11 protein-coding genes are annotated in these 12612 nt (G+C 37.1%); all 11 read left to right on the top strand.

The window, feature by feature from the left end; all coding sequences use genetic code 11:
- The first annotated feature begins 4 nt into the window (after window positions 1–4).
- The gene (rfbA, locus tag ACZ45G_RS16030; RefSeq protein ID WP_464171457.1) at window positions 5–874 is read left to right on the top strand and encodes a glucose-1-phosphate thymidylyltransferase RfbA; all 870 of its coding nucleotides are present in this window, start codon (window positions 5–7) and stop codon (window positions 872–874) included.
- A gap of 8 nt (window positions 875–882) precedes the next feature.
- On the top strand, window positions 883–1431 hold the full coding sequence (rfbC, locus tag ACZ45G_RS16025) for a dTDP-4-dehydrorhamnose 3,5-epimerase (RefSeq protein WP_464171456.1): 549 nt from the start codon (window positions 883–885) through the stop codon (window positions 1429–1431).
- Window positions 1428–2321: a dTDP-4-dehydrorhamnose reductase gene (gene rfbD, locus ACZ45G_RS16020; protein ID WP_464171454.1), complete on the top strand. Its 894-nt coding sequence runs from the start codon at window positions 1428–1430 to the stop codon at window positions 2319–2321. The genes rfbC and rfbD overlap by 4 nt, the downstream gene beginning before the upstream one ends.
- A gap of 137 nt (window positions 2322–2458) precedes the next feature.
- Window positions 2459–3757, top strand: a complete 1299-nt coding sequence (locus tag ACZ45G_RS16015) for a hypothetical protein (RefSeq protein WP_464171452.1) — start codon at window positions 2459–2461, stop codon at window positions 3755–3757.
- A complete protein-coding gene (locus ACZ45G_RS16010; protein WP_464171450.1) occupies window positions 3738–5087 on the top strand; it encodes an O-antigen polymerase in 1350 nt (449 codons plus the stop codon). Before ACZ45G_RS16015 ends, ACZ45G_RS16010 begins: the two co-directional genes overlap by 20 nt.
- Window positions 5087–6298, top strand: a complete 1212-nt coding sequence (locus tag ACZ45G_RS16005) for a glycosyltransferase family 4 protein (protein WP_464171448.1) — start codon at window positions 5087–5089, stop codon at window positions 6296–6298. The genes ACZ45G_RS16010 and ACZ45G_RS16005 overlap by 1 nt, the downstream gene beginning before the upstream one ends.
- On the top strand, window positions 6295–7212 hold the full coding sequence (locus ACZ45G_RS16000) for an NAD-dependent epimerase/dehydratase family protein (protein ID WP_464171446.1): 918 nt from the start codon (window positions 6295–6297) through the stop codon (window positions 7210–7212). The genes ACZ45G_RS16005 and ACZ45G_RS16000 overlap by 4 nt, the downstream gene beginning before the upstream one ends.
- Entirely contained in the window at window positions 7196–8188 is a 993-nt protein-coding gene (locus tag ACZ45G_RS15995; RefSeq protein ID WP_464171445.1) for a sulfotransferase family protein, read from the top strand. The genes ACZ45G_RS16000 and ACZ45G_RS15995 overlap by 17 nt, the downstream gene beginning before the upstream one ends.
- Window positions 8181–9284, top strand: a complete 1104-nt coding sequence (locus tag ACZ45G_RS15990) for a DUF1972 domain-containing protein (protein WP_464171443.1) — start codon at window positions 8181–8183, stop codon at window positions 9282–9284. The genes ACZ45G_RS15995 and ACZ45G_RS15990 overlap by 8 nt, the downstream gene beginning before the upstream one ends.
- Window positions 9285–9350: 66 nt before the next feature.
- Window positions 9351–10376 carry a VanZ family protein gene (locus ACZ45G_RS15985; protein WP_464171441.1) on the top strand — a complete coding sequence of 342 codons (1026 nt, stop codon included), beginning with the start codon at window positions 9351–9353 and terminating at the stop codon, window positions 10374–10376.
- Between the two features lie 965 nt (window positions 10377–11341).
- Window positions 11342–12559, top strand: coding sequence for a nucleotidyltransferase domain-containing protein (locus ACZ45G_RS15980; RefSeq protein ID WP_464171439.1), 1218 nt, complete (start codon window positions 11342–11344; stop codon window positions 12557–12559).
- The last annotated feature ends 53 nt before the right edge of the window (window positions 12560–12612 follow it).

Here is a 12612-nt window from a genome sequence, read left to right as displayed (position 1 = left end):
AATCATGCGTAAAGGAATCATATTGGCCGGCGGATCAGGAACAAGGCTTTATCCTCTGACCTATTCAGTCAGCAAACAGCTCATGCCGGTGTATGACAAGCCCATGATCTACTATCCTCTGTCAACATTGATGCTTTCAGGGATTACACAGATACTGGTCATCACCACCCCCCAGGATATCGCAGGTTTCAAAAATCTACTGGGTGACGGGTCTCAATGGGGTATTTCCCTTACCTATGCAATCCAGCCTTCCCCGGACGGACTTGCCCAGGCATTTATCATTGGAGAGGCGTTTATAAAAAATGATCCTGTCACCTTAATCCTTGGGGATAACATTTTCTATGGCGAAGGGCTGTCAGACCGCCTCCAAGTGATAGCAAAAAAAGACACGGGAGCCACCATTTTTGGATATTATGTTAAAGATCCCCATCGGTACGGTGTGGTAGGATTTGACAGCAAGGGCAGTGTTGTCAGTCTGGAGGAAAAACCCGATGTCCCAAAGTCCAAGTATGCGGTTACGGGACTTTATTATTACGATAATGATGTGATCCAGATTGCCAAAGAGATCAAACCCTCGGCCAGGGGAGAACTTGAAATAACAGATGTAAACAAAGCATACCTGGACCAGGGCAATTTAAATGTGGAACTTTTCAGTCGGGGAACGGCCTGGCTTGATACCGGGACTCACGAGTCCCTTCTGGATGCAGCTACTTTTATTAAGGTTGTGGAAGACCGCCAGGGACTCAAAATCGCCTGCCTGGAAGAGATTGCCTTTAGAATGAAACGCATCGATGCAGGCCAATTGGAAAAACTGGCAGAACCCATGAAGAAAAACGGTTATGGCCAATACCTGTTAGAACTCATAAACAAATAGAATCAAAAATGAAATATACGCAACTGAACATACCGGATATTGTTTTAATTGAACCCCAGGTCTTTGGAGACCACCGGGGATTCTTCATGGAAATCTTTCGGGAGGATGAATTTAAAAAAAATGTTGTCCCTGCAGCCTTTGTTCAGGACAACCACAGCAAATCTACCCAAAACATTCTGAGAGGGCTCCATTACCAGATCAAACATCCTCAGGGTAAATTGGTCCGGGTGATTTCAGGCGAAGTGTTTGACGTGGCCGTTGACCTGAGAAAATCTTCCCCCTTCTTTGGAAAATGGACCGGTGCAATTCTTTCAGCAGAAAATAAAAAAATGCTCTGGGTTCCGCCAGGCTTTGCCCACGGCTTTTATGTATTAAGTCATGAAGCAGAATTTACCTATAAATGTACAGACTATTATGCCCCTGAACACGAACGCTGCATCCTGTGGAATGATCCGTCCATTGCCATTGAATGGCTTATTAATCCTGACGCCTACCCCATATTGTCACAAAAGGATGAAGAGGGAATACCCCTGGAAAAGGCAGAGGTGTTTGCATGAAAGTTCTTCTCCTCGGATCCAACGGCCAGCTGGGGTGGGAGCTTATGCGCTCATGTCCGGCCAATTTTTCCCTGACTACCTGCGATTTCCCAAAAGTGGATTTTTTAAGCACATCCAGCATCAGCAATTGCATCAGTTCTGCCGGGCCAGACGTAATTATCAATGCAGCTGCTTACACTGCCGTGGATAAAGCGGAACAGGAAAAGGATCTGGCATTCAGAATAAACCATGAAGCTGTCCGTGAAATAGCAGAAATCTGCAGACAAAACACCATTTCCCTGGTTCATATCTCCACGGATTTTATTTTTAACGGCCAGAACTTCAAACCCTATCAGCCCGATGATGCCCCAAACCCTGTATCAGTCTATGGAGAATCAAAACTCAAAGGAGAGCAGGCAGTTCGCACTATCCTGGGTGATAAGGCATTGATCATCCGAACAGCCTGGCTCTACTCTTCCCATGGGAACAATTTTGTAAAAACCATGTTAAGCCTCATGACAGAAAAATCAAGATTGAATGTCATAGACGAACAGATCGGAACCCCCACCTGGGGCCTTGGCCTGGCCCAGGCCATATGGACTTCCCTTGAAAAAAATATAAAGGGAAGCTTTCACTGGACCGACGCCGGTGTCGCTACCTGGTATGATTTTGCTATGGCCATCCAGGAAGAAGGGCTTAGGACCGGCCTGCTGGATAAAGCCATCCCCATTTTACCTGTCCCGTCTCACCAGTTTCCAACACCTGCAAAAAGGCCCATGTACAGCGTTCTTGACAAAACATCCTTTTGTCAGGCAACAGAAATAACCCTCATCCACTGGCGTGTTCAACTTCGATCCATGTTAAAGGAGCGTAAGCAAATTTCAGAAGAAGAACGTGGATCTTTAAAATGAAATCTTTGGTCACGTTTAATAACAAACCATCTGAGTGCATCTGAACAAGTCTGTATCCCATAAAACTATTCTAATCAAATTTAAAACGGGCTAATTTTTTACTTGATTTAACTTTCTAACCGCTGATGACATCTTTTATGAAATATATTACTGTAATAATTGAAAAGTTATTTTTTTTTGCAGCATTAAACACCTCAATGATTAAAAAATATCTTTCAATTTCAATCATTACTGGTGGAGGGATGGTGTTGTCCATTTTTTCTGATCTTTCGATTGGAAAACTTACTCCACAAAACGATATAGATAAGTTAGTGATCTCATTAACGCTCATCGTAGCATATGATATTTTATCAAGAGAGAGTTTAAGGTTTAGTTTGCTTCATGTCTTTTCTGAAACAAATAATATTGGACATAAAAGCGAGAGATATTGTGATTTAATTGCTGTATCTAAAAGTATTGGAATCGGAGTTTCTTGCTGTTTCTCTTGTCTTTATATATTTCTAACAAAAAATTATCTTGGTTCATTATTCTACTTAACAATATTTTTTTTATTTTATTTTATTTTTTTATCATCAGTATGTCAGCTAATCCTAAATATTAATGGTTTTTTTAAGGTAACATCCTCTAGAATATTTATTCTTCCAATGAGCATAATTATTTGGCTTTATTCCGGACTAAATATTCGATTGGAATTATCTATGCTATCCGTATTTGTCAGTTATTTAATTTTCACCAATTATTTTTTAAACAATGCCCTAATAAAAACGAATCTTTCTTTTGACATTAAAACTATAAAACGATTTTGTATTCCAGTTTTGTCGCCAATTGCAAATTATTCATCACTACAGACTTCTAGGTATATCGAACGTGATTTAGGGGCTTCTATTTTACCTGGGAGTGCATATACCTTATATTTTTCCTCTAAAATCTACGCTTCAATAATATCGCTAATTAGCATGCCAATGTCGACAATCTTATCAAAAAAGTTAGTTGAAATTGGAACAGAGAAATACAATGTATCTTCACTCATGGTTAAATTGACTTTTATAATCTTAGCAGTATGGATTATTGTTGTATTGACAGTCTTGACGATAATTTCAATACCTGAATTTAAGGAATTCTTCCCACTTATCTCGGACAATCATTTTAGAGACATTCTACTCATATATCTATTTGCATCTTTATTTGGCTGTTTTAATGTCCCAGCACAGGCAATTCTATATAGAATGAGATTACATAAAAGTATATCTAAGATAATTATATTATTAAATATAATTTATATATCTGCTTTGTGTATAATAACATCTTTTGGAGACAAAGTTGATTATTCAATGGTTGTTTATTTTGGATTATGTTTTTTAATTTACACAGCAAGCGAACTTGTATCATATCTTTATATTCTCAGGAAACATGCTCATGGTTTCTATCTCAAATAGTTTTTATATAATCCTAATTATTTCTTTGATAATAAGTTGTGCGTTTAATTTTGACAATGGCTGGAGAATGGGTGCTATTTTTATAGGGCTTAATCCAATAATATGCTATTTTTGTCTTTCCAAAAAAGGTAAAGCATATTTTGACGCTTTTTCTCCTTTGTGGATTTTCCCTTCTGTTTTAGGATTAGTCTATGGGTTCGGGGCATTAGAATTTATGAATGAAAACCCAATCTACGTGGCTAGGTTGGTTGGATTCCCCTTTGTCGGTTTATTATTTTATTATTGTTTTATGCTATTTGTTGTGACTCAAACTATAAAGGAGGAATCTCATATTAAAGTTGCTTCTAATAATTTAGATATATCGAGAATATTGTTTTGGATATTGTTGCTAATAGCTAGTGTTGCAGCTTTGATTATGGTGATAAAGGTTGGTATGCCTTTTCTTTATGAGGATAAACTGGATGATAGATTAAATGCAAGAGCAATAGTTTCTTCTAACATTATCTATTTAATTAGAATATCTTTTATAGGGTTTTACATTTATTTAGCCTCTATATTCCATTCGAATAGTAATTTACTAAAAATTGAAAAATTGTGGATTATCTTAATATTTTCATACATTACTTTTATAAATATTATCCCAGGATGGCGAGGACCGATTTTTATTTTTCTTTTTAACTCATTGGCGATATATCACTATAAGTACAAGAAGTTAAATATGAAAAAAACTGTTGGTTACGGAATCCTTTTTATGGTTTTATTGTTGGGATGGGGATTTGCACGTATCTATTTTCAGCCTGGTGGTTCATTTTGGATATATCATGCACAGAAATATTCAGATTCAATTTTTGTTGTCTTTTTGTATTGGTCTGTTTATCAATTTTCAGTGTACTCGTTAGGTTTTTTAACGATATTAAAATTGTTTTTAAATGGCGGTTATTTATTTGGCGGTGTTTTTGGATTAACATTGGCTACTTTAGCACCGGGGAAACAGGAGACGCTTGGTGAAATAATTAAAAATAAAGCAGGATTTACTTTTGCTGGTGCTGGTCTAAATCCAACAATTATGGGTGATGCATATGCCGATGGCGGTCTTTTAGGCATAATGATATATATGTCTACTATTGGAATTATTATGGGTATTACTTTTTCAAAAATGAAAGCAAATCCATCAGTTTTCAATGTAGTTTTGTATTCATATTTGACGACATGTATTGTGCTTGGAACGATGACAGGGCTTTTGTCTCAAGCGTCATATGCCTTCCATTTGTTAGTCCTTTTAAGTTCTTTTGGATTTATAGAAATATCAAAATCAATAAAGAGGCGATAATGCGTGTTATTCTTGCTCATAAGTTTTTTCGATTAACAGGTGGAGCGGAACTTTTTTTTCTTGAGACAGGCCGAGTACTTGCGGAGAATGGACATGATGTTGCATATTTCTCAACGACTCATCCTGAAAATATACCAACACCATGGAACAAGTATTTTATTGATCCACCTGCTTATGATTCGCAATCATTGGTATCAAGGCTGGATAGTATGAGACATATTATCTATTCGCAAAAGGCTAAATTGTCTTTTGCGAAGCTTATAAGAGACTTTAAGCCTGATGTGATTCATGCTTTTGGAATATTTACACACTTAACTCCTTCAATTCTTGAAGCTGCCCATGATGCTGATGTACCTGTAGTAATGTCATGTAATGATTACAAACATATTTGCCCAAATTATAAAATTTATGATGGTCAGCGCTTATGCGAAGATTGTAAAGGAGGTCGTTTTTATAAGGCTACTTTGAAAAGGTGCTGTAAGGGGTCGTTTTCTTTTAGTTTAGCATCAACTCTTGAGGCATATATTCATGAAAAAAAACAAGTGTACGATACATTAGTTGATCTCTATTTATTTGCAAGTGAGTTTATGCTCGAAAAAACAAAGGAATTTTGGCCAACAAAGAATGTCCAATATGAGATTTTGAAAAATCCTTTTAATGCAAAACAGTATCAGCCTGTTTACCAAGGAAATTATGCTCTTTATTTTGGACGAATTATTTGTGAGAAAGGGGTTGATCATATTATTTCAGCAGCAAAAGATATCTCTATTCCTATAAAGATCGTTGGAGATGGACCTGACTTTCAAAAATTGTATGACGAAGTTGTAAGGCATAATCTTTCTCATATTGAATTCCTTGGACCATTGTGGGGTGAGGATATGAATCAAATACTTTACGGTTCACGATTCGTAATAGTACCTTCAATATGGCATGAAAATTTTCCTTACGTTATTTTTCAGGCCTTTGCTGCAGGCAAACCAGTGGTCGGCTCATTTCGTGGAGGAATACCTGAACTTGTAGGTACTGATCGGGGGCTTCTTTTTGAACCAAATAATGATGGTGAGCTTGCTGGACAACTGAAAAGTATGTGGCACGATGTTGATGGTTGTCGAAGAATGGGAAAGTTGGCTCGTGATTATGTCGTTACACAATTTTCAGATAAAATTTTCTATAAATCTCTTCTGTCAAAGTATAAGGCGGTAATAGTTTGAATATATTAGTCCTAGGAGGCCATGGATTTATTGGTTCTCATATAGTTGAAAATTTGATTGTTGCAGGGCATACATTGAGGGTGTTTGCTCGCAGGTCTCCAGAATTCTCATATAATGCAGAATGGTTTCCTGGCGATTTTCATGATAAGGGTAAACTTTCGGAAGCCCTTGTTGGTATTGATGTGGTTGTTCATTGTATTAGTACAACTGTTCCTTCGACAAGCGCTTCTGATCCGGTTTATGATATTGAAAGTAATTTAATAGGTACCGTGGAGTTGTTGCGCCTTATGGATGTTCAAGGTGTTCGACGACTTATTTATCTTTCCTCAGGTGGAACAGTTTATGGAAATCCACATTCTATACCTGTTCCAGAAAACGCGCCACTTAATCCTATTTGTAATTATGGTGCGGTTAAAGTCGCTATCGAAAAGTTTATTGAGATAGCAACTTTCAACAATGGACTTCAATCAATCATTCTTCGCCCTTCAAATCCATTTGGAGAACGTCAAGGCCATAAAGGTACACAGGGACTTATTTCTACTGTATTGAACAATATGATTACTTGCCGTCCAATAACAATATTCGGTGATGGTGAAACTGTTCGTGACTACCTGTATGTTAAGGATGTAGCAGATTTGGTAACTCTTGCTGTCGTGTCTAAACATAGCGGGATTTATAACGCAGGCTCTGGTGTTGGTTATAGTATTCACCAAATTATTGACATGGTTGAAGATATTACAGCCGTTACTCTTGATAGGGAATATAAGCAATCACGAGGTTGCGATGTACGAGCAGTTATTTTGAACAACACAAGGGCTAATCAGGACTTTGGCTGGACTACATCAATGTCACTGCGTTCTGGTATAAAAAAATATTATAATTGGTTGAAAACTAGATATGATAGCACAAATTGATAATCGATTTAGAAGACTTAGTCTAAAAAAAAGCTACACCCGTTATTTAAGTTATACATTGTATGAGGGACGCCCTTTGACAACTAAGGGGCGTTGGATTAACCCATTGGTATTTGCTTTATTTCGTTTGCAGGAGTTTTTATCCCTTTCAAAACTTGTTGTGAAACCAATTTTTATTTTAGGAACTGGCCGTAGTGGTACAACAATTTTAGGAATAACATTAAGCATGCATAATGATATTGGGTTTCTTAATGAGGCCAAAGCGTTATGGAGTCATCTTTATGATAAAGAAGACTTGATTGGTAGCTACCATTCAAAACCGGCTTTTTACCGTTTGGGGGCAAATAATGTTAGTTTGTCCATGTCTACCAAGGCACATCGAATATATGGTAATTATTTACGTTTTGGGTTAGCGTCTCGCGTGGTTGATAAATATCCTGAGCTGATTTTTCGGACTGACTTTGTTCGTGAAATTTTTCCTGATGCTATTTTCCTATTCCTTTATCGTAACGGTTACGATACTTGTGATTCGATTCGTTTTTGGTCTGAACGGTTAGGTGAAAAGAGAAATGATGAAATCCATGATTGGTGGGGAAAAGATGATCGCAAATGGAAATTGTTATGTGAACAAATTGTTGCTAATGATAAAAATTTAGGTCCTTATTTTACAGAAATATATCAGTATGAAAATCATGAGTTGAGGGCGGCTGTCGAGTGGATTGTTACGATGAAAGAAGGACTGTCTTTGCTGGCTGATAACTCAACATATGTAAAGGGAGTGAAATATGAAGATTATGTTAGTCGTTCAGATATTAGGCAAGAAGTTTTAAGATTTTGTGATTTGTCTCCAGATACACGCTTTGATCTGTTTTGTGCAAAAGTGCTCAAAGCACCTAAAGCAAAAGCGAAGTTGGATTTTCCACCTATAATTCAAAATGAATTTACCCATGTAATGCGAGTCTTAGGCTATGAGTAGAATTATCCAAATCCTTGGTGTTAGAGGCATCCCGGCCCAACATGGAGGTTTCGAAACCTTTACCGAACATTTTTCTATTTATTTGAAAAATAGAGGCTGGAAGGTCACTGTTTACTGTCAGGATGAAGGTGCAGGACCGATATTTGAAGATGAATGGAATGGAATTCATCGTGTGCACATTCCGGTAACTCAGGAAGGAGCTAAAGGAACTATTGTCTTTGACTGGAAATCCACACTTCATGCGGCAAAAAAGCAGGGGGAGATCGTAACCTTGGGGTATAATACTGCAGTTTTTTGTGCTTTGTACCGCCTGAAAGGAATCAGAAACATAATCAATATGGATGGGATTGAATGGCAGAGGGATAAATGGTCTTTTCTTGAGCGAGTATGGCTTTTCATCAATGAAAAGGCTGGTGCATGGCTGGGCAATCATCTGGTGGCAGATCATCCGGAAATCAAAAATCATTTATCCAAATTCGTATCAAGGCAAAAAATCACTGTAATTCCCTATACGGCAGATCTACTGGATTCTGCAGATGAAACTCTTTTAAAGCAGTTCGACCTACAAACTGGTAAATTTGGGCTGCTTATAGCCCGGCCGGAGCCGGAAAACTCAATTCTTGAAATAGTACGGGCGTTCACAGCACGGGAAAGGGGCATAACGCTTGTGGTTCTGGGGAATTACGACCCTGAATCCAATGCATACCAAAAACAGGTTCTGGATGCGGGCAATGATGAAGTATTGTTTGTCGGAGCCATTTACAATCAGGCCATGGTCCAGGCCCTTCGTTTTTATGCCAGGTTCTATGTCCACGGCCATACCGTCGGTGGAACAAACCCCTCTCTGGTGGAGGCTTTGGGAGCCGGTTCCCCTATACTGGCTCATGACAATAAATTTAATCGCTGGGTAGCTGGAGTTGGGGCTTTTTATTTTTCCACAGAATCTGAATGTTCAGAAAAAATTAGCTTGTTAATCAAAAATGATGAGATAAATTTGATCATGAGTGCCGCCAGCAAAAAGCAATATACTCAAAACTTTACTGCCGAAAAGATTCATGGGGCTTATGAACAACTTTTTGCGGAAAATGGATTTTGATGTTTAACAAAATGATTTTAAAACTTTTGTACTCACTGTAAAGGCGGTTATGAGAGGAGCTGGTAGATGATCAAATTTGTTTCGTTTGTTATTTTAGCTATTGTAACTTTTCTTTGTCATTCCTTTGTTGAGCGGTATGAAATAAATGGTCCCGAGATACTGACCAATAGTTGGCAATCTTCTTCAGATAAGGGTGAAATCCCAAAAAATGTAAATCATGAGTTATCTCTTTTGTCCAAGAATAGCGATAAGAGCGTTCAATTTCGACAAGATATCCCAAATTTTAAACAGGGTGATATTTTAATGCTTTCTGCTGATATGAAATATTCAGATATTGTTCCCGGTGAAAAACCATGGAACCTGGCAAGGCTGTTGCTTATTCAAAATGATGGGACAAAAGACCGATATGATCACATGCATGCTGTGGCATCATTTTCCGGTAACAGGGATTGGGAAAGTTATTGTGGTCTTTTTGCAATTGGAAAAGACACGAAACATATTCGGATTATTGCCCAGTTGAGCCAGTGTACAGGTTCATTTCATCTAAAAAACATTCAACTTTATTCAGTGAATCAGACCATAGTGTATCCCTGGATACAGTTTGCTATTCTTTTTTTTTGGGGAATATTTGCTGTTTTTCTTCTCGGAACCTGTTTTGGCAATGGCAACATGATTATTCTTAAGGTCTTATTGGTGGTTTCTTTTGTTATTATTATTGTTGGTACTACCATACCACGAGAAATGCGTTATCAAGTAGCGCAGGAAGTAAGTATTCAGCTCCAGAAAACAAGCAACGTATTTCAACACAGTTTTTCAAAAGATATCGCAAAACTGGGACACTTTGGTTTTATTGCCTTGTTTGGTATTTTTCTTTGTTTGCTGAAGGGGAAAAATTCCTTTTGGCAAGTTATGTTCAATATTCTGCTGCTGGCCGGAGGAACTGAGATTGCACAAATTTTTATTGACGGCAGGTCGCCGTTGTTTGCAGATTTTTTTATCGATCTGGCTGGTGGAATTTTTGGTGTGACATTAACGTCACTTATTCTAAAAAAAAAAGAGAACAACCTTGCAGTGAAATTAAAAATACCATAAAATTATTTGGTGAAAAATTATTACTGATGAGATATGCTTATATAAATGAAAAATTCGGGGCCTGTCTTGGTAAACATCTGATGCTGATCATCCGGAAATTAAAAAATACCTGGATCAATTTGCCCTGAAACATGGGAAATATGCGATACTCGTTGCAAGGCTGGAACCGGAAAATTCAATCCTTGAAATTGTTCAAGCCTATTCAAGCCATAAAAGGGGGCTGCCCTTAGTAGTCCTAGGAATTACAATTCTGATTCAAATGATTATCAAAAAGAATTTTTAGATGCAGCTGGAAATGAAATAGTGTTTGTCGGGGCAATTTATTATCAACCTTTGGTCCAGGCGTTGAGATTTTTCATACGGTTTTATCACGGACACACGGTCGGAGGTACAAATCCTTCTTAGTCGAAGCGCTTGATGCAGGATCTCCTTTTCTTGCTCATGATAATAAATTTAACCGATGGGTTGCAGGCGAAGGGTCTCTTTATTTTTCTTCAGAGACAGAATGTGCAGAAAAAATTAGAGAGTTGATTGAAAATGATAAATTGGTTTCAGCCATGAAGGCAGCAAGCATAAAACAATATACTCAAAATTTTACCGCCGATAAAGTTCATGGTGCCTATGAAAAGCTATTAACGGAATATGGATTTTGATTTTATAGTAAGATATCATCACTTAGAAATTAGTATTGTTGATATCAAATCAATGTTTGCAAAGATATAGGAACAACATAAAAGTCATTTACCTATGCAAACCGGATGATCTCGGTAAAATGGTTTATAAAAATCTTTGGAATGATTTTTTAAAAAGTATTGTTCCTGATCTCTGGAATGGCAAAACTGCGGAACTGATAACAATAATAATAGAAAAATTATCAATGAGTGTGATAAGAGAAATTTGGCATATCCCGGTGTTGAATTTTATTCTTTTATATTCCTTGAGATCTATAAAGCCTTAAAGACAATATGAAATTGCCAGTAAAACAAGAAATATTGTTCATTATTTTATGTTCGAGAAGGTATCTTGATCATGAAACTGAAAATCAAGCAAAACAGTTAATAGATACTTCTCTTTTTGATTGGGATTGTTTTTATAAAATTTCTTTCGAATTTGGGGTTCTGCCATTGCTCTATGGGCACCTCAAAAACACATTTAAAGTGTATGTCCCCGATCATATCTTTAAAAAAGTTCACCATTTTTTTATTATAAATGCAGCCAGAAATATGGTGCTCACCAATGAATTATTAAAGATTCTTGATCTATTTAAAACCAAAAATATTTTGGCTGTCCCGTTTAAGGGGCCTGTCCTTGCTGATATGGTTTATGGAAGTGATACCTTAAGGGCATTCAGTGACCTGGATATCCTTGTGCAGGAGTCTGAGGCAGTGAAGGCCCGTATAATTCTTCAGGAATATGGATACCGCCTTATTCACGAGTTGGATGAAAAGTATGATGATTTTTATGTTGGAATTGAGCATGCTTTTAATATGCAAAGCCCAGACGGCAAGGTTAACATTGACCTCCAATGGAAATTGCTTGGAACCTATACCCCTGAACCAATTACCTTGGAAAAAATAAAACACAAGCTTTCCACGCAACAATTTGCTGGAAGGGATATATTACACTTGGGTCATGAAGACCTTTTATTTTATCTTTGTGTCCACGGAACCAAGGATGGTTGGGAAAAATTCGAATGGATAAGTTGTATTGCAGAGATGTTACGAAAATATCCTGACATTAACTGGAACAAAGTTTTTGAAAGTGCAAACCAAGAACATTGCCTAAAAAAATTAAAACTGGGGCTTTATCTTGCCAGCACATTGTGCAAAGCCCCTTTGCCTATTGTGATTGAAATAAAAATACAGGGTGATAAAGGTATCAAAATTTTAGGTGAGCAGTTTAAAGAACATTTTTTTTCAAACAAAAATTTCATTTCAGTTTTTACAAATAATCAACGGTTTTCATCATTTCATATTCAAGTTCAGGATGATCTGAAGAATAAATTCAGGTTTGTTCAGCGTCAGCTTTTTAGACCCACGACAAAAGAAATACTGCTTTGGCCTGTCCCAGGCGACTTCACTTTTCTATACTATATCTACAGACCTTTAAGGCTATTGTGGAACCTCGTTTTATATTTTTTTAGTAAGCTTAATGGAAAAAGCCCTGTGGAACTAAATAACTAACACAAAAGATAAAACCTGTTAGTTTTTTTCAATATTTCTAAAATCATATAAGT

It is taken from the genome of Desulfoconvexum algidum, assembly GCF_055382125.1.
Note: the sequence above shows the minus strand (reverse complement) of the source record. Positions and strands in the feature narration are given on the sequence as shown.